16 protein-coding genes are annotated in these 20447 nt (G+C 71.4%); 12 read left to right on the forward strand and 4 right to left on the reverse strand.

Annotation, left to right across the window (positions count from 1 at the left end):
* Positions 1-65 precede the first annotated feature (65 nt).
* Positions 66-1148 carry a sugar phosphate nucleotidyltransferase gene (locus ACFQ7F_RS25890; protein ID WP_383274553.1) on the forward strand — a complete coding sequence of 361 codons (1083 nt, stop codon included), beginning with the start codon at positions 66-68 and terminating at the stop codon, positions 1146-1148.
* Between the two features lie 139 nt (positions 1149-1287).
* A complete protein-coding gene (locus ACFQ7F_RS25895; protein ID WP_383274556.1) occupies positions 1288-2298 on the forward strand; it encodes a DNA-3-methyladenine glycosylase family protein in 1011 nt (336 codons plus the stop codon).
* A 126-nt stretch (positions 2299-2424) separates the two neighbouring features.
* Here the strand turns inward: ACFQ7F_RS25895 and ACFQ7F_RS25900 are convergent, their stop codons facing one another.
* From ACFQ7F_RS25900 to ACFQ7F_RS25910, 3 genes are read right to left on the reverse strand one after another with little or no spacing between them, the layout of a single operon-like run.
* Positions 2425-3780: a coenzyme F420-0:L-glutamate ligase gene (locus ACFQ7F_RS25900; protein WP_383274559.1), complete on the reverse strand. Its 1356-nt coding sequence runs from the start codon at positions 3778-3780 to the stop codon at positions 2425-2427.
* Entirely contained in the window at positions 3777-4733 is a 957-nt protein-coding gene (cofD, locus tag ACFQ7F_RS25905) for a 2-phospho-L-lactate transferase (RefSeq protein WP_383274561.1), read from the reverse strand. Before cofD ends, ACFQ7F_RS25900 begins: the two co-directional genes overlap by 4 nt.
* Positions 4734-4767: 34 nt before the next feature.
* Complete coding sequence (locus ACFQ7F_RS25910; RefSeq protein ID WP_383274564.1) at positions 4768-5283, reverse strand: cysteine dioxygenase; 516 nt, start codon at positions 5281-5283, stop codon at positions 4768-4770.
* Between the two features lie 749 nt (positions 5284-6032).
* Between ACFQ7F_RS25910 and ACFQ7F_RS25915 the strand changes: the two genes are divergently transcribed.
* The 3 genes from ACFQ7F_RS25915 to ACFQ7F_RS25925 all read left to right on the forward strand — a co-directional run bounded on the left by ACFQ7F_RS25915 (position 6033) and on the right by ACFQ7F_RS25925 (position 11718).
* Positions 6033-6296, forward strand: a complete 264-nt coding sequence (locus tag ACFQ7F_RS25915; protein WP_016642094.1) for a WhiB family transcriptional regulator — start codon at positions 6033-6035, stop codon at positions 6294-6296.
* A gap of 248 nt (positions 6297-6544) precedes the next feature.
* Entirely contained in the window at positions 6545-10219 is a 3675-nt protein-coding gene (locus ACFQ7F_RS25920; protein WP_383274567.1) for a glycosyltransferase family 2 protein, read from the forward strand.
* A complete protein-coding gene (locus tag ACFQ7F_RS25925; protein WP_383274570.1) occupies positions 10216-11718 on the forward strand; it encodes a DUF5719 family protein in 1503 nt (500 codons plus the stop codon). Before ACFQ7F_RS25920 ends, ACFQ7F_RS25925 begins: the two co-directional genes overlap by 4 nt.
* A gap of 49 nt (positions 11719-11767) precedes the next feature.
* Here ACFQ7F_RS25925 and ACFQ7F_RS25930 read toward each other — a convergent pair whose 3' ends face one another.
* Positions 11768-12241, reverse strand: a complete 474-nt coding sequence (locus ACFQ7F_RS25930; RefSeq protein ID WP_383274573.1) for a metallopeptidase family protein — start codon at positions 12239-12241, stop codon at positions 11768-11770.
* A 354-nt stretch (positions 12242-12595) separates the two neighbouring features.
* Here ACFQ7F_RS25930 and ACFQ7F_RS25935 point away from each other — a divergent pair, with 354 nt between their 5' ends.
* The 7 genes from ACFQ7F_RS25935 (at position 12596) to ACFQ7F_RS25965 (ending at position 20387) form a co-directional block, all read left to right on the forward strand.
* Positions 12596-12970: a DUF3499 domain-containing protein gene (locus tag ACFQ7F_RS25935; protein WP_383274576.1), complete on the forward strand. Its 375-nt coding sequence runs from the start codon at positions 12596-12598 to the stop codon at positions 12968-12970.
* Between the two features lie 167 nt (positions 12971-13137).
* Entirely contained in the window at positions 13138-14754 is a 1617-nt protein-coding gene (locus tag ACFQ7F_RS25940) for an L-lactate permease (RefSeq protein ID WP_383274579.1), read from the forward strand.
* Positions 14755-14899: 145 nt separating this feature from the next.
* On the forward strand, positions 14900-16264 hold the full coding sequence (locus tag ACFQ7F_RS25945; protein WP_383274582.1) for a phosphomannomutase/phosphoglucomutase: 1365 nt from the start codon (positions 14900-14902) through the stop codon (positions 16262-16264).
* Between the two features lie 274 nt (positions 16265-16538).
* Positions 16539-16715 (forward strand): Trm112 family protein, encoded by a 177-nt coding sequence (locus tag ACFQ7F_RS25950; RefSeq protein ID WP_383274585.1) that lies wholly within the window; start codon positions 16539-16541, stop codon positions 16713-16715.
* Between the two features lie 152 nt (positions 16716-16867).
* The gene (locus tag ACFQ7F_RS25955; protein WP_383274588.1) at positions 16868-18073 is read left to right on the forward strand and encodes an SIS domain-containing protein; all 1206 of its coding nucleotides are present in this window, start codon (positions 16868-16870) and stop codon (positions 18071-18073) included.
* Between the two features lie 64 nt (positions 18074-18137).
* Entirely contained in the window at positions 18138-19292 is a 1155-nt protein-coding gene (gene manA / locus ACFQ7F_RS25960; RefSeq protein WP_383274591.1) for a mannose-6-phosphate isomerase, class I, read from the forward strand.
* A 135-nt stretch (positions 19293-19427) separates the two neighbouring features.
* Positions 19428-20387, forward strand: a complete 960-nt coding sequence (locus ACFQ7F_RS25965) for a cation diffusion facilitator family transporter (RefSeq protein ID WP_383274594.1) — start codon at positions 19428-19430, stop codon at positions 20385-20387.
* The last annotated feature ends 60 nt before the right edge of the window (positions 20388-20447 follow it).

Consider the following 20447-nt stretch of genomic DNA (forward strand, 5'->3'; position numbering starts at 1 on the left):
ATCTGCATACACTGGCCGGCCGCGACTCAAGTTCGGCCGGCCCCAGCAGGAAGCAGAGACGACAGGTGACAGAAGCGATCCTCCTGGTCGGCGGCAAGGGCACCCGGCTCCGTCCGCTCACGGTGCACACCCCCAAACCGATGGTTCCGGCGGCAGGCGTCCCGTTCCTCACCCACCAGCTGGCACGGGCCCGCGCGGCAGGCGTGGAGCACATCGTCCTGGCGACCTCCTACCTCGCCGAGGTCTTCGAGCCGTACTTCGGCGACGGCTCGGCGCTCGGCCTCCACATCGAGTACGTCACGGAGACCGAGCCCCTCGGCACCGGCGGCGCGATCCGCAACGTGGCATCGCGCCTCCGCTCAGGACCCGACGACCCGGTCCTGATCTTCAACGGCGACATCCTCACGGGCCTGGACATCCGGGCCCTGGTCACGACGCACGAGGAGTCGGGAGCGGACGTCTCCCTGCACCTCACGAAGGTCGACGACCCCCGCGCGTACGGCCTCGTGCCGACCGACGGGACGGGCAGGGTGCAGGCTTTCCTGGAGAAGCCGCAGACCCCCGAGGAGATCGTCACCGACCAGATCAACGCGGGCGCGTACGTGTTCCGCCGCTCGGTCATCGACACGATCCCCGCGGGCCGCCCCGTCTCCGTCGAACGCGAGACGTTCCCCGACCTCCTCGCCTCCGGAGCCCACCTCCAAGGCATGGTCGACTCCACATACTGGCTTGACCTGGGCACACCCCAGGCCTTCGTACGCGGCTCGGCGGACCTGGTCCTCGGCCGAGCCCCGTCCCCCGCGATCCCGGGCCGCTGCGGCGACCGCCTGATCCTGCCGACCGCCACGGTCGCCCCGGACGCCAAGCTCACCGGCGGCACGGTCGTCGGCGAGGACGCGGTGATCGGCGAGGGCGCACGGGTGGACGGCAGCACGGTCCTCGCGGGCGCGGTCGTCGAACCGAACACGGTGATCACCGACTCCCTGATCGGCGCGGGCGCGAGGGTGGGCGCACGCACGGTCCTCGCGGGCGCGGTGATCGGCGACGGCGCGGAGGTCGGCGCCGACAACGAACTGCGCGACGGCGTACGGGTGTGGTGCGGGGCGAGGGTGCCGGCGGGGGCGGTGCGGTTCTCGTCGGACCAGTGATATTTAGCCCGTCCGGCGATTGAGGACGAACTCGGCGAAGCCGGTGACGACGGCAACGACAAGGCACAGGGCCCCCGCGCCGAGCGGGTTTTCGGGAAGGGGCGGGGTAGGGGACAAAAAAGCCCCTACCCTCGTACAGATGTCATCCCGTTTCGCCCCCCGCTCCACCCCCACCCGCACCACAGTGCGCGGCGGCGAAACGGTCGTGCCCCAAGGCGGTCCCCGCCAACCGACGACGGGACAGACCCGCACCTGGACCCCGCCCTACCCCCTGAACATGGGCCTGACCCTGGGCCCCCTGCGAAGGGGCCCCGCGGACCCCACGTTCCGGGTGACCCCCGACGGCTCGGCCTGGCGGGCAAGCCGCACCCCACAGGGCCCCGGCACACTCAGGGTGGCCCTGCGCGGCGACACGGTGGAGGCAGAGTCCTGGGGCCCGGGAGCCACCTGGCTCCTGGACCAACTCCCGCACCTGCTCGGCGAGTCGGACACCCCGGAGGACTTCACCCCCCGCCACCGCCTGCTCGCAGCGACCGCGCACCGCCGCCCCGGCCTCCGCCTGATCCGCACGGGCCTGGTCCTTGAGTCCCTGATCCCGTCGATCCTGGAACAGAAGGTCACGACGGACGAGGCGTACCGCGCGTGGCGCCTGCTGGTCCGCAAGTACGGCGAACCGGCCCCGGGTCCGGTCCCCGCCCAGCTCCGTATGCACGTCATGCCGGACCCGAGGACCTGGACCCTGATCCCGTCCTGGGAGTGGCACAAGGCAGGCGTGGACGACAAACGCGCGTCGACGATCCTGCGGGCGGCACGCGTGGCGGCGCGCATGGAGGAGGCGGCGACGATGGCCCCGCCCGAAGCGCAGGCCCGCCTGGAACTGGTCCCGGGCATCGGCCCGTGGACGTCGGCGGAGACGATCCAGCGGAGCAACGGCGCACCGGACGCGGTCACGGTGGGCGACCTCCACCTGCCGGGAATCGTCGGCTACGCGCTGGCGGGCAACCGCGAGGCGGACGACGAGGAGATGCTGCGCCTCCTCATCCCCTACGAGGGCCAACGCCACCGAGCGGCCCGCCTCATCCTCCTGAGCGGCCGCACCCCGTCCCGCAGAACCCCAAAAATGCCAAAGACGGACATAGCGAAACTCTGAGCATGTAGGCCCCCGCAAGGGGCGCGAGGAACTGCGCGCCAAGCCCCCACAAGCCCGCAGCCAAGGCGCAGCCGAGCCCGCGGCCGAAGGCCAGGCCCCCCGCCCAACGCCCCCCGGCGAGCAACCTCACCGAACCTGAACGAAGTCCCCCACATCCCGCTCAGCCCGAGCCGCAGGCGAACCCGCCGCATGCCCCACAGCCACCGCCCCCATCGGGTCCCACGACTCCGGAAGCCCGAGAACGCCCCGTACGACATCCCGGCAGAACATCGTCGACGAAACCCACGCGGACCCCAGCCGCTCCCCGGCGAGCGCGACAAGGAAGTTCTGCACCCCGGCCCCCGCGGCGACCACGAACATCTCCCGCTCCGCCGCGTCCCGCCGCTCGTCCCCGTACGTATGGGAGCCGTCCATGACAAGGCAGGGCACCACCAAGTAAGGGGCCTTGCGCAGCACATCCCCCCGCCGTACCCGCTTGGCGACGGAGTCGGCGGACTTCCCGTCCCGCTCCAGGTCAGCGACCCAAGCGTCCCGCATCGCGTCGAGCAGCCGCACCCGCGAGTCCTCGGACTCGAGCAGGACGAACCGCCACGGCGTCGTGTGATGCGGCGCGGGCGCGGTCACCGCCGCCGCCACGGCCCGCCGCACGGCCCCGGGGTCCACCGGTTCGTCCGTGAACTCCCGGACGGTCCGCCGCTGCGTCACCGCCTCCCGCACGGCCTCGGACGTCCCGAGCCGGAACATGTCGTCCCGCGAGCTCCGCACCATCACCCGGGCCCCCTCCTCAGCCCCATCGACGACCTCGGCCCCACCGACGACGTGCGAAAGCCCCCGGACCACCGCGACCGGCAGCCCTTCGGCCTTCCCCTTCACCAGGTCCCCGGCGGCGGCCAACTCGTCCGCGGTGGCGACGACCGTCGCGCTCAGCGGATTGCCGTACGCGTCGACACCGCCCCGCAGATCGTCGAGTACCCGCACACCCGCGGCCCCGATGGCGACATCGGTCAGGCCGTTGCGCCAGGGCCGCCCAAAGGTGTCCGTGACCACGACCCCCACGTCCACGCCCAACGCGTCCCGCAGCCCGACCCGCACCGCGCGCGCCGACGCGTCGGCGTCCTCGGGCAGCAACAGCACGGTCCCGGAAGGCGTGTTCGAGGCGTCGACACCGGCGGCGGCCATCACAAGGCCCTGCCGGTTCTCGACGATGCGCAGGGCACCGCGCCGCGCCACGACCCGCACCGTCTCCGCGTCGATGGCCGCCTCGCGGTCGCTCGCCTCGACGATCCGGCCCTCGGCCTTGCTGACGATCTTCGAGGTGACGAGGAGTACGTCACCGTCGGCGAGCCCCGGCTCGGCGGCGGCGATCAGCTTGGCGAGGTCGTCCCCCTGCCGCACCTCGGGCAGCCCGGGAACGGCCCACACGCGGAACGACGGCGCAGACCCGGCATCGGTAGTGCCAACGGCATCGGAGGAGGAACTCACGCCCGCACCTCCTCCGCGAGCGCGAGCGCCGCACGCGCCATCTCGGCGGTCGCGTCGATGTCGCTCATCATCAGCGGAATCGCCCGGCACTGGATCCCCGCCGACTCGACCCGCTCCACGACCCCCGCGTCCACCGTGTCGACGAGCCACCCGTCGAGCAGCCCGCTCCCGTAGTGCTCGGCGACCGCGGCGGCGTTCGACTCCACGCCCACCGCGGCGAGCACCTTGTCGGCCATGCCGCGCACCGGAGCGTCCCCGACGATGGGGGAGAGCCCGACGACGGGCACGCCCGCGTCGGCGATGGCCTCGCGGATCCCCGGCACGGCGAGGATCGTCCCGACGCTCACCACGGGGTTGGACGGCGGGAAGATCACGATGTCCGAGTCGGCGATCGCCTCCAGGACACCGGGCGCGGGCTTGGCCTGGTCAGCGCCGACGGGCACGACGGCGTGCGCGTCCACGGACGCCCGAAGGCGCACCCAGTACTCCTGGAAGTGCACGGCCTTCTGCTCGCCGTCGACCGTGACGGCGACATGCGTCTCGACGCGGTCGTCCGACATCGGGATGAGCCGCACACCGGGCTGCCACCGCTCGCAGAGCGCTTCCGTCACCGCGCTGAGCGGGAATCCGGCGCCCAGCATCTGCGTCCGCACGATGTGCGTGGCGAAGTCCCTGTCGCCGAGGCCGAACCACTCGGGCCCGACTCCGTACGCCGCGAGTTCTTCCTTGACCTTGAACGTCTCGTCCGTACGCCCCCAGCCCTGCTCCTCGTTGATGCCGCCGCCGAGCGTGTACATCACGGTGTCGAGGTCGGGGCAGACCTTGAGACCGAACAGATGAATGTCGTCACCGGTGTTGCCGATGACGGTGATGTCCGCGTCAGGCGCGGCTTTCTTGAGCCCGCGGAGGAAACGGGCGCCGCCGATACCGCCGGCCAGGACCACAATGCGCATGTGCCCAAGCATGTCAGGCACGTACGACAACGTGTCAGACGGTTACGACATCTCCGGCGGCCGGGGCGGCGGCCCGCACGCCGCACTGCGCCGCGTGCATCGGCATGTCGGTCAGGCCGGGGTAGTAGATGTGCAGGCTGACGGCCGGTTCGAAGGAGTCGTTGCCGACGTCGTGCACGTACCCCGGAGCGAACACGCGCTGGGTACCGGCGCCGAGCGCGCGCTGTCCGCGTTCCGTTCGCTCCGTCAGTTCACCCTCCAGGACCGTGAGTACGCCGGAGGAGTGGCCGTGGTCGTGCGGGCCACTGCCCTGTCCTGGCACCCAGGAGAGCAGCCAGACCTCGTAGCCGGGCCCGGTGCGCAGGCGGTGGTACCAGCGGCTCGTCGCGTCGTACTCGACGAGGTGGGCCCACTGCGTGCGGTCGGCCGCGATGGTGCGCGCCAGGCCGACGAACTCGGCCACGGTGGCGGGGTGCTCGCGGGCGGGCTGCAGGAGGTGCGTGACTTCGAGGATGTCGCCGGCGATCTGGAGGTCGCTGTCGCTGTTCATGCTGCGGTGGTTCCTCAACGTGAGTGCTGGGGTGTCGCGAGGGAGGGTGGAGCGGGGAGGAGCTCAAACAAGCCGAAAAGGCTTTTCTTCGAGAGGTTTTTCTTCGAGGGGCTCGGGCGATGAAGCGCCGGAGCGGGCTCAACAGCTGGAAGCGGTATGGCTCAACAGCTGGAACAGGAACAGCGACAGCGCGCGTGGACAGCACCGAGGAGCCCGCTGGTGCGGGTCGTCGAGAGTGCCAAGTTCGCGAGCATGCCCACTAGCACAGCGGCTCACACCTTCCCTGTCAACTCTATGTCCGGTATGTGGGATATGTTTCACCTCATCCGGTTGTTCTCCCAGGTGAAAGGTTTGTGCACCGGATGCACGGGACACCCAGGGGACACACGTCGACACATCGCGCTTCCATCGGCTCGCAAACCCCGCCGTGATCCCGTGACCCGAATGTGATCCGCTTCGCTTCTGTGGAGTGGTCGCAACGGGATCGATCTCCGTGGCGTCCTTCCCTGGTGAGGGGGGTCGCGGGGTGCGTGTGGGGCGCCCCGGAATGGGCCACTGGCAAGTGTTGGCGTTTATGCCGATTTGAACACTTTCCGCATTAGCTTGGTTCCGCAGGGTGAATAAGGGACTCAATAGCAGATCTCGGCTTGACTGGCGCGGATCGGCGCACTTGTAATTTCACTCGTGTCGTTCAGCCGAAACCGGAAACGGCAAGCACCACGGGGACGACAGACAGACGAGGGGCGCACATGACCGAGCTGGTTCAGGAACTGCTGGTCGAGGACGCGGACGAGGAACTCGGCTGGCAGGAGCGCGCACTGTGCGCCCAGACCGATCCCGAGTCCTTCTTCCCGGAGAAGGGCGGCTCCACGAGAGAGGCCAAAAAGGTCTGCCTCGCCTGCGAGGTTCGCTCGGAATGCCTTGAGTACGCGCTGGCGAACGACGAGCGGTTCGGCATCTGGGGTGGGCTTTCGGAGCGCGAACGCCGCCGCCTGAAGAAGGCCGCCGTCTGAACACGAGCCAGTTCCGCGCGAACACGAGCCGGTATCGCGCCAACAGGAGCGCGCGAACACGAGCCCGTACCGCCCGAACAAACGGCACACACCCCTACGTAAGGAACAGCCCGTCGCCCGTGGGTCATCCACAGGCGGCGGGCTGTTGTGATGCCAGCCGTTAGTGTGGGGCCCCGTCCGAGACGCCCCGGCGCCCTCATGAAGCGCAGGCGTCCACCGCAGTCCATCGAACCGGGGCCCGTACCTCGATGTCCGTGCACAGCCATTCGGCAGCCAGTCACCACGACGCTGCCGCCCCTGAGTTTCCGCGGCACGTCGTCACCGCCGTGATCGTCTCCCACGACGGCGCCCGCTGGCTGCCCGACGCCCTCGCCGGGCTGCTCGGCCAGGAGCGCCCGGTGCAGAACGCCGTGGCCGCGGACACCGGCAGCGCGGACGACTCCGCGCGTCTGGTTACCGAGGCACTCGGCCCCGACCGCGTCCTGCACCTGGCCCGGCGCTCCGGCTTCGGCACCGCCGTCGACGAGGCGAACCGCACCGCCGGTGTGCTGACCCCGGAAGAGCTGCCCTATCTGAAGCGCCCCAGCGGCTGGGATCCGGTCAGCCGGACCTGGCGCGACGACAACTACGACCTGCCGGAGTTGCCGCACGGCGAACCCGAGCAGTGGCTCTGGCTGCTGCACGACGACTGCGCGCCCGATCCCGGAGCCCTGTCCGAGCTGCTCCGCGTCGTGGAGAACGAACGCGAGATCGGCAAGGACGTCGCGATCGTCGGCCCCAAGCTGCGCGGCTGGTACGACCGCCGCCAACTCCTGGAAGTCGGCGTCTCGATCGCCAACAGCGGCCGCCGCTGGACCGGCATCGACCGGCGCGAACAGGACCAGGGCCAGCACGACCACGTACGGCCCGTCCTCTCGGTGTCGACCGCCGGCATGCTGATCCGGCGCGACGTCTTCGCCGAGCTCGGCGGGTTCGACCGGCGCCTTCCACTGATGCGGGACGACGTCGACCTGTGCTGGCGCGCCCAGAACGCGGGACACCGCGTCCTCATCGCCCCCGAAGCCGTCGTGCGGCACGCCGAGGCCTCATCGCGCGAGCGCCGCACCGTCGACTGCGTCGGCCGTACGTCGACGTCGCCGCACCGCGTGGACAAGGCGGGCGCCGTCTACACCCTGCTCGTCAACGCCCGCACGGCCGTGCTGCCCTGGGTGCTCTTCCGGCTCGTGGTGGGCACCCTGCTGCGCACCGTCGCGTATCTGGTCGGCAAGGTCCCGGGCCAGGCGGTCGACGAGGTCGCCGGTCTCCTGGGGACGCTGCTGCGGCCCGGACGGATCACCGCCGCCCGCAAGAAGCGCGGCAAGTCGGCGCTCGAACCGGCCGAGATGCGGCCGCTCTTCCCGCCGCCCGGCGCCACCGTGCGCGCCACCGTCGAACAGGTCGCGGGCAATGTCGTCGGCCGCTCCGACCCCGAGGCCGTCACCGGCGCGGGGCGGCACGGAACCGTCGAATCCGGCCCCGGCGGAGACGACGCCGACTTCCTTCAGGTCGAGCAGTTCGCCCGGCTGAAGCGCCTGGCCCGCAAGCCGGGTCCGATGCTCTTCGTGGTGCTGCTCTTCGCCTCGCTCATCGCCTGCCGCGAACTCCTCGGCAGCGGTGCGCTCGCGGGCGGCTCGCTGCTGCCCGCACCCGGCGACTCCTCCGCCCTCTGGGCGCGCTACCTGGACGCCTGGCACCCCGTGGGGACCGGCGGCACACAGTCGGCGCCGCCCTACCTCGCGCTCGTCGCCGGACTCAGCACCCTGCTGTTCGGATCCACCGGGCTCGCGGTCACGGTGCTCCTCGTCGGGTCCGTGCCCCTTGCCGGGTTCGCCGCCTACTTCGCCTCACGCCCGCTTGTCGAGTCGCGCCTGCTGCGCGCCTGGGCCTCGGTCGCGTACGCCTTCCTGCCGGCCGCCACGGGCGCGCTCGCGGGCGGGCGCATCGGCACCGCCGTCCTCGCGATCCTGCTGCCGCTCATGGCGCGTGCGGGCATCGCCGCGAGCGGCCTCGCCTCTTCGGAGGGCAACCGCGGGAGCTGGCGCGCCAGCTGGGCGGTCGCCCTGCTCCTGACGCTCACCACCGCCTTCACGCCGGTCGTGTGGCCGATCGCCCTGGTGCTCGGCGTCGCGCTCCTCGTGGTGCGCAGGCGCGACATCACGGCGTACGGCCTTCGCTTCCTCGCCGTGCTCGGCACCCCGCTCCTGATCCTCGCGCCCTGGTCGCTCTCGCTGCTGCCCTTCGGCTTCTTCGGTGAGGCGGGGCTCGAGTTCGGCACCGGCTCCGCGACCGGGCTCGACCTGCTCGGGGGCAGCCCCGGCGGTCCCGGGACCGTGGACGGGCTGCTCCTCATCGGCATCGTGCTCGCCGCCCTTGCCGCGCTCCTTCGCACCGAGCGGCAGCTCGCCGTCCGCACCGCCTGGATCGTCGCGCTTGTCTCGCTGATCTTCGCGGTGCTCTCGAACGGTTCGGCGTGGGCAGGCCCCGCCACCCTTGCCTACGGCATCGCGCTCCTTGCCGCCGCCGCGCTCGGCGCCGACGGGGCACGCACGCGTGTCGCCGAGCAGAGCTTCGGCTGGCGCCAGCCGGTCGCCGTCCTCATCGCCTTCGCGGCGGCCGCGGGGCCGCTGCTCGTTGCCGCCGGGTGGATGATCCGCGGCGCCGACGGCCCCCTGGAGCGGCGCGACCCGGTGCAGGTGCCCGCGTTCGTCGCCGAGGAGAGCGGCACGCAGGACCAGGCCCGCACGCTCGTCCTGGACAGTGACTCGCCCGCCCAGGTCGCGTACACGCTCGTCCGCGGCTCCGGCGCCAGGCTCGGTGACGCCGAGCTCGCCGAGTCCGGCGGTTCGAACCAGCGCCTCGACAAGATCGTCGCCCGGCTCCTCGCGGGCTCCGGCGCCGACCAGGCCGACCAGCTCGGCGGCTTCGCCGTCCGCTACGTCCTCGTACGCGACGGCGCTCCCCGCCAGATGAGCCGCACCCTGGACTCCACCCCCGGCCTCACCCGGCTCAGCCAGGAGGACGGCAGCGCTCTGTGGCGCGTGGACCGGCAGGTCTCGCGTGCCGCGATCGTGCCCGGGTCCGGCGACCCCATGCCGGTCGCGGCGGGCCCCGTGGAGCTGCACACGAACATCCCGGCAGGCGAGGAGGGCCGCACCCTGCGGCTCGCCGACGCGGCCGACGAGGGCTGGACGGCGACCCTGGACGGCCGCCCGCTGACCAGGACCACGCTGGACGGCTGGGCGCAGGGCTTCGAACTGCCCGCGTCGGGCGGCAGCCTGGACGTCACCTACGACACCCCTGTGGGCCACACCGGATGGCTGTGGGCGCAGGGCGCTCTCGCCGTGGTCCTGGTGGTCATGGCCCTTCCGGGACGCCGCCGCCACGTGGACGACGACCTCCCCGACGAGCCCGTCATCCCGGCCCAGCCGGTCGAGGGCGAGGGGCGCAGGGCCCGCAGGCTGCGCGCCGCACAGGCCGAGCAGGACGCCGCACAAGGAGACGCCGGGCAGGAAGACGCCGGTACGCCACCGCCTCCTCCGGAGGAGGAGGCCTTCGCCGCGGTGCCTCAGCAGCAGTCGTACGAGGAGTGGGAGGCCCCCGCCCACGCGGGCGCCGACTACGGCACGTACCAGGGCGAGCAGCAGTACCAGGACGCGCAGTACCAGACGGGCGGCTACGACCAGGCTGACCAGTTGGCGTACCAGGACCCCTACCAGGGCGGCCAGTACGACCCGTACGCCTATGGAGGCGCACAGGGCGGCGGCGAGCAGTACGGGCAGCCGTACGACGCCACGTACGGACAGCAGCAGCCCCCGATGCCGCCACAGCCCCCGCAGCCGCCGCACGGCACCGACAGTGAGCGCCCCGACGGGAGCCAGCAGTGAACCGCACGACCCAGTCCCTGATCGCCGCGGTGGCCGCGCTCGCCGCCGTCACCGGATTCGCCGTCGCCAACGCGCCCGACGACAGCGGCGACGATGGCGCGAAGGCTGCCGCGCGGCTGCCCGTCGAGCGCACGAGCCTGCTCTGCCCGGTGCCCAGTTCCTCCGACCTCGCCGAGACCTCGTACACGGCGTTCACGCCCAAGGGTGAGGAATCCGGCAAAGCGGGCAAGGCGGAACTTCTGCCCGCGACGAGGGAGTTGACGGACGCCCCGAAGGGCGGCGACAACAAGGAGGCGAAGAAGGCCGCCAAGCCCTTCCTGACCCCGAAGACACCGGGCAAGCCCGTCACCGGTGAGGAGTCCGGGGGAGGTTCACCCGCGCTCCTGGGCACCGCCGACGGCAAACTCGCCCCGGGCTGGACCGTCCAGCAGACCACCAAGTACTCCGTGGGCAGCGGCCGTGGCCTTCAGGGCGCCAACTGCACGGCGCCCGACACGGACTTCTGGTTCCCGGGCGCGAGCAGCGCCAAGGACCGCAGCGACTACGTCCACCTGACCAACCCGGATGACTCGGCGGCCGTCGTCGACATCGAGCTGTACGGCAAGGACGGCGCCCTCAAGACCGAGGTGGGGGAGGCGATCCAGGTCCAGCCGCACTCCAGCGTCCCGGTCCTGCTCTCCACGCTCTCGCCCAAGGAGCAGACCAACCTCACGATGCACGTGACCGCCCGCAGCGGCCGGGTCGCGGCCGCCGTGCAGTCGTCGGACGACAAGCTCGGCGGCGACTGGCTGCCCGCGTCCGCGGACCCCGCGAGCCGCGTGGTCCTGCCCGGCATCCCCAAGGACGCCACTTCCGTACGCCTGGTGGCCTTCGCGCCCGGCGCCGACGACGCCGACCTGAAGGTCCAACTGGCCTCGCCGAACGGCTCGATCAGCCCGGCCGGACACGCGAACCTGCACGTCAAGTCCGGCATGACGAGCGCCGTCGATCTGGGCGACGTCACCAAGGGCGAGGCGGGTTCCCTGATTCTGACGCCGACGGAAGAAGCGGCACCGGTGGTGGCCGCCCTGCGCGTCACCCGGGGCAAGGGTGCCGACCAGGAGACGGCGTTCATCCCCGCGACGAACGCGATCGGCACGCGCGCGACGGTGGCCGACAACCGGGCCAAGGGCTCCACGCTGTCCCTCGTCGCCCCCGGCAAGACCGGAAAGGTGAGGGTCACAGCCTCGGAGGGCAGTGAGGGCGGCTCGTCGACGAGCAAGACGTACACGGTCAAGGGCGGCACGACCCTGGGGGTCAAGGCTCCCGTACCGAGCGGCCTCAAGGGCACGTACGCACTCACGGTGGAACCGGTGTCGGGGGCCGCTGTCCACGCCTCCCGCATGCTGGAGGACCCGGCGGACGGCGTCCCCATGTTCACCATCCAGACCCTGCCTGACGACAGGGGAACGGTGTCGGTGCCGCAGGCGGAACAGGACCTGAAGGTGCTGCAGAAGTAGCGGGGCCGCCCGGTCGGTCGGTCGACCGGGCGGGGGAGCGGCGGAGGGGTCAGTCCTCCCCGTACCGCGGGTCCACCGACTCGGGCGAGAGCCCGAGCAGCTCGGCGACCTGCTCGACCACCACTTCGTGGACGAGCGCGGCCCGCTCTTCGCGCCCCTTGGTCCGGATCTCCACGGGGCGCCGGTAGATGACCACCCGGGCCGGCCGCTCGTCGGAGGCCTCGATCGTGCCCCCCAGCGGCACGACGTCATCGCTCCAGTCGTCGTCGCCCGAAGCCGGACCCGCACCCGCGCCCGACCCCAGCGCGGGAACCTCGAGCACCAGGAACTCGATCTCGCTCAGCTGCGGCCACCGCCGCTCAAGGCGTTCCACGGAGTCCTGCACCAGGTCGGTGAAGACCTCGGCTCGGCTGGCGGAGAGCGGTACCTGGGGCGGCGCGACGGGCCCGCGCATCCCCCTGCCGTGGCGGTCGCGGCGGCGGGGCCTCGGGTCAGTGGTGGGGGGCTCTACGGGGTCGTCCATCACTGACGAAGACTAGTCCTCGAGATCGCTGTTTCCGCACAGCTTCCGTCTGGCGTGCGTACTGCTTCCGTACGACTTCCGTACGGCGCGCGGCATGTCGCCCGATGACTGTTCCAGCCAGGCTCGGGTCCGATTCCGGATCTCTCCAGAACCGCCGATCCCGCGATGAACAACGGGATTTGAGCCAAGTACTGTCCGGATTCAACACCACCGGTCACCCAGGCCTCTTGCGTCACCGCAGGTCAGAGAGGCGTCACGCGAACGTGTGGTGACGGGGGTCACGGCGCGACACGGTGGGGTGAGCTCGCGGGGAGTCGTCGCGGCCCGCTCAAGAGTGCGGTACCGTCCAACATCGTGAGCCCTGTACGTCGCTGTTCGCGCACCGCTTGCGGCCGTCCCGCCGTCGCGACGCTGACGTACGTCTACGCCGACTCGACCGCGGTCCTCGGCCCCCTCGCCACCTACGCCGAACCCCACTGCTACGACCTGTGTGCCGAGCACTCCGAGCGCCTCACCGCGCCCCGCGGCTGGGAGGTCGTCCGCCTCGCGGACTCCGCCGGTCCTGCCCGCCCCAGCGGTGACGACCTCGAAGCGCTCGCCAACGCGGTGCGTGAGGCGGCCCGCCCGCAGGAGCGCGCGGCGGAGGCCGGTGGTGGTCCCCGCAGGGCGGACCCGATGGAGGTCGCGCGCCGCGGCCATCTGCGGGTCCTGCGCTCACCGGATTCCTGAGCGCCCTTCTCCCGGTAATTCCTGGGTGCCCCACTCCGTAGGCCTCTGTCGTTTACTGCTGAACAAGTTCTCTCGCGCAACCCATTGACGTGCCCATGCCGTCGACACGACCATTCCCCCACTCGTGAGAGATCACTTTCCGCATCACGGAAACCGGGGAGCCGCCCGTGTACGTGCAGCAGCTGGAGCCCGTGGCCGATTCGCTCGGCCTGTCCGCCCTCATCGCGACCCTGCCCCTCCTCACCGTTCTCGTCCTGCTCGGCGTCGTCCGTATGAAGGCCCACCACGCGGGCCTCATCGGCCTCGGCGTCGCCGCCCTGGTCGCCTGCTTCGCGTACGGGATGCCACTCGGCCAGACCGCGTCCGGCGCCGCGCAAGGCGCACTCTTCGGGCTCTTCCCCATCCTGTGGATCGTCGTCAACGCCCTGTGGGTGTACCGGATGACCGTCCGCACCCGGCACTTCGACATCCTGCGCCGCTCCTTCGGGCGGCTCTCGGACGATCCGCGCATCCAGGCACTCGTCGTGGCCTTCTGCTTCGGGGCGCTTCTGGAGGCGCTCGCAGGCTTCGGGGCGCCCGTCGCGATCTCCGCGGTGATGCTGGTGGCGCTCGGCTTCGACCCGGTGAAGGCCGCCGTCGTCGCCCTCGTGGCCAACACCGCGCCCGTCGCCTTCGGCGCCATGGGCACCCCCGTGGTGACGCTCGCCCAGGTCACCGGGCTTCCGCTGGACTCCGTCGCCACGGTCGTCGGCCGCCAGACACCGCTGCTCGCCCTCGTCGTGCCGCTGCTCCTGGTCGCCCTGGTGGACGGGCGGCGCGGCCTGCGCGAGACCTGGGTGCCCGCCCTCGTCTGCGGGTTCGCCTTCGCCGCCGCGCAGTTCGCCGCATCCAACTACGTCTCCGCCCAGCTGGCCGACATCGGGGCTGCGTTGGCGGGCGCGGGCGCGCTGATGGCGGTACCGAGCGCGCGCAAACCCGCCACGGAGCCCGTACGCGTCGCGGTCCTCACCGGCGTACGCAGCGAAGACCTGGACCAGGACGACCCGCGCCCCGAGATCCTGCGCGCCTACGCCCCGTACGCGCTCATCGTCGCCATCTTCTCCATCGCTCAGATCCCGCCCGTGAAAGACCTGTTGGCCAAGGCGACACAGACCTTCGACTGGCCCTTCCTGAACGTCGGCAACCCCGACGGGGACCCGGTCGCAGGCAACCTCTTCTCGCTGCCGCTCGTGGCGACGGGCGGGACGCTCGTACTGCTCGCGGGCGTGGCCACGGCGGCCATCATCGGCGTGCACGCGCGCGTGGCGGTGCGGGAATGGCTGGCGACCGTGCACGAACTGCGGTTCGCGATCCTCACCGTGACCTCCGTGCTCGCCCTCGCGTACGTGATGAACCTGTCCGGACAGGCCGCCACCATCGGCCACTTCGTGGCGGCGGCGGGTGCGGGCCTCGCCTTCCTGTCGCCGGTGCTCGGCTGGTTCGGCGTCGCGGTCTCCGGCTCGGACACCTCGGCCAACGCGCTCTTCGGCGCGCTCCAGGTGACGGCGGCTCAACAGTCCGGGCTCTCGCCCGAACTGCTCGCCGCCGCCAACAGTTCGGGCGGCGTGCTCGGCAAGATGATCTCCCCGCAGAACCTGACGATCGCGTGCGCGGCGGTCGGACTCGCGGGCAAGGAGGGCGATCTGCTGCGCAAGGTGCTGCCCTGGAGCCTCGGCCTGTTGCTGGTGATGTGCCTGATCGTGGTGGGGCAGAGCACGGTGGTACTCGGCTGGATGCTGCCGTGACGAGAGCCCGACGTCGGCCTGCGCAGTCCTGGCACCCGCTTGACGCTGCTCACAGCTGGTTGTCAGTTGTTGCGGGTAGTTTGGGGTCACCGGCGAGCACTCGCCGGTGTCGCTGAACTCGCAGAACCTGCAGAGAGGGTTGGCCGTGACTGCTGATCTGTCCCAGATCGTGAAGGCGTACGACGTGCGCGGGGTGGTCCCGGACCAGTGGGACGAGTCGCTTGCCGAGCTGTTCGGCGCGGCCTTCGCGAAGGTGACGGGCGCGGACGCGATCGTGACCGGGCACGACATGCGGCCGTCGTCGCCCGGCCTCTCCCGGGCCTTCGCACGCGGGGCCGCGGCGCTCGGTGTCGACGTCACCGAGATCGGCCTCTGCTCGACGGACCAGCTCTACTACGCGTCGGGGGCGCTGAACCTGCCGGGCGCGATGTTCACGGCCTCGCACAACCCCGCGCAGTACAACGGCATCAAGATGTGCCGCGCGGGCGCAGCCCCGGTCGGCCAGGACACCGGCCTCGCCGAGATCCGCGCCCTGGTGGAGGAGTGGTCGGAGTCCGGCGCCCCGGAGCCCGCGGCCACGCCCGGCACGCTCACGGAGCGGGACACCCTCAAGGACTACTCGGCGCACCTGCGCGGCCTGGTGGACCTGACCTCCATCCGCCCCCTCAAGGTCGTCGTCGACGCGGGCAACGGCATGGGCGGGCACACCGTCCCGACGGTCTTCGACGGCCTGCCGCTCACCCTCGTACCGATGTACTTCGAGCTGGACGGCACGTTCCCGAATCACGAGGCCAACCCCCTGGACCCGAAGAACATCGTGGACCTCCAGGAGCGGGTACGCGAGGAGGGCGCCGACCTCGGTATCGCTTTCGACGGTGACGCGGACCGCTGCTTCGTCGTCGACGAGAACGGCGGCCCGGTCGCCCCGTCGGCGATCACCGCCCTGGTCGCCTCGCGCGAACTCGCGCGCAACGGCGGCAAGGGCACGGTCATCCACAACCTCATCACCTCGTGGTCGGTCCCCGAGGTCGTGCGGGAGAACGGCGGCACGCCGGTCCGCACCCGTGTGGGCCACTCGTTCATCAAGGAGGAGATGGCCAAGACGGGCGCCATCTTCGGCGGCGAGCACTCGGCGCACTACTACTTCCGCGACTTCTGGAACGCGGACACGGGCATGCTGGCCGCGCTCCACGTCCTGGCGGCGCTCGGCAGTCAGGACGGCACGCTGTCGGCCCTGGTCGCGCAGTACGACCGCTATGCCGCCTCCGGCGAGATCAACTCCACGGTCGACGACCAGACGGCCCGCCTCGCGGCGATCAAGGCGAAGTACGAAGCCCAGGAGGGCGTCACCCTCGACGACCTGGACGGCCTTACGGTGACGGCAGCGGACTGGTGGTTCAACGTCCGAGCCTCCAACACGGAGCCGCTCCTTCGCCTGAACGTAGAGGCCAAGGACGAACCCACCATGACCAGGGCAAGGGACGAGGCCCTGTCAATCATCAGGGCCTGACCGAAGGGCCCGCGGCGCCGTTTGTGGGCAGGTTTGTGGGCAGGCGTTCCGCAAGGCGAGTGGGGTCTCCCCTGCTCGAGCGGAGTCGAGAGCTTGGGGAAGGGTGGGCACAAACCTGCCCACCGGCCCGCAGGGAAAGTACGACGCCGAGCCCCACCCAGGGGCCCTGGGGCGCAGCCCCGGCCGTACACGAGCCCAAGGCCCAGGGGCCAGCCCCGGCGGTAGGCTGAGCAGGCGACATTCCTTACCCCACCCACTCGAAGGGACCCACCCCATGCCGCTCGAAGCCGGCCTCCTGGAGATCCTCGCCTGCCCGGCCTGCCACGCCCCCCTCAAGGAGGCGGACGCGGAGCTGATCTGCACCGCGGACGGCAAGGAATGCGGCCTCGCGTACCCCGTCCGCGACGACATCCCCGTACTCCTCGTCGACGAGGCCCGCCGCCCCGCGTAAGGCCCTCGCCAGGCCTGCGCAATGAGCAAAGAAAGGCCGCGCAAGGCGACCGCGAGGCCCGCGTACGGCCGCGCAAGGCCCGGCGCAACGACAAGATGAGCGACCGGCGGCGCCCCGCACCCCGCCGCCCGGCGAATCGGAGGCCCGACCCCATGCTCGACGAATCGCTGCTTGACGCCCCCGAAGCCCTTGCCGTGGCCGACCGCCGCGGCCTCCTCCGCGGCGCCGCGGAGGCAGGCGCACGCGTACGCACCGCGGTCCGGCACGCCACGGAGGCCGGGCTCACGCAGCTCAAGCCGGACGGCCGCCCCCGCGCCATCCTGATCGCGGGCCCCGGCACCGCAGCCACCTGCGTGGCCGACCTGCTCGGCACCCTCGCGGGCGCGGGCTGCCCCGTGATCCGCCTCGCCCCCACCGGCGTGGCTCCCGCGGCAGGCGCCCTGCGCTGGGCGCTCCCCGGCTGGGCGGGCCCCCTGGACCTGCTGCTCGTCGCCACCCCGGACGGCACGGAGCCGGGCCTCGAACTCCTCGCCGAGCAGGCCTACCGCCGCGGCTGCACGGTCGTCGCCGTCGCCCCCGCCCGCTCCCCGCTGGCCGAGGGCGTCGAAGGCACGCACGGCCTCACGGTCGCGATGGCCACCTCTCCGTACGGGGAGTACGAAGCCCCGCACGACGGAGAGCGCGCGTCAGGGACGTACGAGGCGCGCCGCGTGAGCGACGAGGCCGCCGCGTCCGCCCCCGCCACCCTCTGGGCCCTGCTCACCCCGCTCCTCATCCTCCTGGACCGCACCGGCCTGATCACCGCACCGGCCGAGACCCTGGAGAAGATCGCCGACCGCCTCGACAGCGTCGCCGAACGCTGCGGCCCGGTCATCGCGACGTACAGCAACCCCGCCAAGACGCTCGCCGCCGAACTCGCCGACGCCCTCCCGGTGATCTGGACCGAGGGTCGGCTCGCGGGCCCCGTCGGCCGGCGTTTCGCCGCCACGCTCGCCGAGCTTGCCGGACACCCGGCGGTCGCGGGCGAGCTGCCCGAGTCACTGCCCGCGCACGGCGCCCTGCTCGCAGGCAACCTCGCCCCGAGCGCCGATGGCGACGGCGGCGATGACTTCTTCCGCGACCGCGTCGAGGACGCGCAGCAGCTGCGCGCCCGCGTCGTCCTGCTCCGCGACCGCCCGGTGGACGCGGGAGGCCTCAGCGCCGCGCCCACGGCCCGCGAGCTCGCGCACGGCCACGACATCGCGATCAGCGAGCTCGAGCCGGAGGACGGCGACGACCTGGAATCCCTCGCGGAACTGATCGCCGTCACGGATTTCGCCGCCGTTTACCTGGCGCTCGCCCCGAGGGACGGATCATGACCACAGCCCGTTCATGACCCCGGATCCGCACCGCGTACGTAAGTAAGTAAGGGAGACCCCCTCCGTGGACCGCCTCACCAACACCATCCGCCCCTACGCCTGGGGTTCCACCACCGCCATCGCGGAGCTCATCGGCGTAGAGCCGACCGGTGAGCCGCAGGCCGAGATGTGGATGGGCGCCCACCCCGGCGCCCCCTCGCGCACCGGGCGCGGCCCGCTCGACCAGGTCATCGACCAGGACCCGGGACACGAGCTCGGCAGGGCGGCGGTCACCAAGTTCGGCCCGCGCCTGCCCTTCCTCCTCAAGATCCTCGCTGCGGGCGCCCCGCTCTCCCTCCAGGTGCACCCGAATCTGGAGGAGGCCAGGGAGGGTTACGAGGACGAGGAGCGCCGCGGCGTCCCGATCGACGCCCCGCACCGCAACTACAAGGACGCCAACCACAAGCCCGAACTGATCTGCGCGCTCACGGAGTTCGACGGCCTCTGCGGCTTCCGCGACCCCGTAGAGGCAGCGGACCTCCTTGCCGGTCTCGGTGTCGACTCCGTGAAGCCGTACGTCGACCTCCTGCACGCCAAGCCCAAGGACGGCGCTCTGCGCGAGGTCCTGACGGCAGTCCTGACCGCGGACCCCGAGGAGATGGCCGCGACCGTCACCGAGGTCACCGAGGCCGCCGAGCGTCTTGGCGGCGCCTACGCCCCGTACGCGGGCATCGCGCACCACTACCCCGGCGACCCGGGCGTCATCGCGGCGATGCTCCTCAACCACGTCCGGCTCCAGCCCGGCGAGGCCCTGTTCCTCGGCGCCGGAGTCCCGCACGCCTACCTCGACGGCCTCGGCGTCGAGATCATGGCGAACTCGGACAACGTGCTGCGCTGCGGCCTGACCCCCAAGCACGTCGACGTACCCGAGCTCCTGCGCATCGTCCGCTTCGAGCCGACCGACCCCGGCGTCCTGCGCCCGGAGGCGACGCCCGACGGCGAAGAGATCTACTCCACGCCGATCGACGAGTTCCGCCTCTCCCGCTTCGTCCTGCCCGACGGCGCGGCGCCGCACGACCTCACGGCCGCCACACCGCAGATCCTGCTCTGCGTCGCGGGCTCGGTCAGCGTGGGTGACGCCGGGGAACTCACGCCCGGACAGTCCGTGTTCGTACCCGCGGACGAAAAGGCCGAAGTGTCCGGAGTCGGCATGGTCTTCCGCGCCACTGTGGTGGCCTGACTCACCACCAGCGCCGCGTGCTGCAACAATGACCCACCGCAAAGGGCGGGCAAAGCAGCGCTGCCGACGGTGGACGACGAACGTACGCAGGCGATCACGCAGCCGAGTACGTAGGCGAAGGGACAACGGGCACACATGAGCGCGTCAGGCGGAACAAAGGCGATTGTCGCGGCACTCGCCGCGAACCTCGCGATCGCGGTGGCGAAGTTCGTCGCGTTCATTTTCAGTGGCTCGTCGTCGATGCTCGCCGAGAGCGTGCACTCGCTCGCGGACTCCGGCAACCAGGGGCTGCTGCTCCTCGGCGGCAAGAAGGCGCAGCGCGAGGCGACCCCGCAGCACCCCTTCGGGTACGGCCGCGAGCGCTACATCTACGCCTTCCTGGTCTCCATCGTGCTCTTCTCGGTCGGCGGCATGTTCGCGATCTACGAGGGCTACGAGAAGATCAAGCACCCGCACGAGATCGAGCACTGGTACTGGCCGGTCGGCGTCCTGGTGTTCGCGATCATCGCCGAGAGCTTCTCCTTCCGTACGGCCATAAAGGAGTCGAACCAGACGCGCGGCAGCCTCTCGTGGACGCAGTTCGTCCGCCGCGCCAAGGCCCCCGAGCTGCCCGTCGTGCTCCTGGAGGACCTGGGCGCCCTTGTCGGTCTCGTCCTCGCCCTGATCGGCGTCGGCCTGGCGCTCGGCACGGGCGACGGCGTCTGGGACGGCATCGGCACGCTCTGCATCGGCATCCTGCTCATCCTGATCGCGATCGTCCTGGCCGCGGAGACCAAGTCCCTGCTCCTGGGCGAGGCCGCGGGCACGGACGAGGTTGAGAAGATCCAGAAGGCCCTGGTCGACGGCGACACGGTCACCCGCGTCATCCACATGCGCACGCTGCACCTCGGCCCCGAGGAGCTCCTCGTCGCCGCCAAGGTCGCCGTGCAGCACGACGACACGGCCGCCGAGGTGGCCGCCGCCATAAACGCCGCCGAGGAGCGCATCCGCGCGGCGGTCCCGATCGCCCGCGTGATCTACCTGGAGCCGGACATCTACAGCGAGTCGGCGGCCGCCGAGGGCACGAACCCGGCGAAGGCACCGGGCGGTCACTGACCTTCCGAGTACGACTGATCTTCTGAGGCTGTACGTCGATGGGGCCCCGCACCTGCACGG

Origin of the sequence: Streptomyces sp. NPDC056486 (assembly GCF_042795295.1) — a bacterium.
In the GTDB taxonomy this organism is placed as follows: domain Bacteria; phylum Actinomycetota; class Actinomycetes; order Streptomycetales; family Streptomycetaceae; genus Streptomyces.

Bases quoted from the DNA above. Each gene is read 5' to 3' on its own strand.
- ACFQ7F_RS25895 (WP_383274556.1), top strand. From the start codon at position 1,288: ATGTCATCCCGTTTCGCCCCCCGCTCCACCCCCACCCGCACCACAGTG.
- cofD (WP_383274561.1), bottom strand. From the start codon at position 4,733: ATGCGCATTGTGGTCCTGGCCGGCGGTATCGGCGGCGCCCGTTTCCTC.
- ACFQ7F_RS25910 (WP_383274564.1), bottom strand. From the start codon at position 5,283: ATGAACAGCGACAGCGACCTCCAGATCGCCGGCGACATCCTCGAAGTC.
- ACFQ7F_RS25915 (WP_016642094.1), top strand. From the start codon at position 6,033: ATGACCGAGCTGGTTCAGGAACTGCTGGTCGAGGACGCGGACGAGGAA.
- ACFQ7F_RS25920 (WP_383274567.1), top strand. From the start codon at position 6,545: ATGTCCGTGCACAGCCATTCGGCAGCCAGTCACCACGACGCTGCCGCC.
- ACFQ7F_RS25930 (WP_383274573.1), bottom strand. From the start codon at position 12,241: ATGGACGACCCCGTAGAGCCCCCCACCACTGACCCGAGGCCCCGCCGC.
- ACFQ7F_RS25950 (WP_383274585.1), top strand. From the start codon at position 16,539: ATGCCGCTCGAAGCCGGCCTCCTGGAGATCCTCGCCTGCCCGGCCTGC.
- ACFQ7F_RS25955 (WP_383274588.1), top strand. From the start codon at position 16,868: ATGCTCGACGAATCGCTGCTTGACGCCCCCGAAGCCCTTGCCGTGGCC.
- ACFQ7F_RS25965 (WP_383274594.1), top strand. From the start codon at position 19,428: ATGAGCGCGTCAGGCGGAACAAAGGCGATTGTCGCGGCACTCGCCGCG.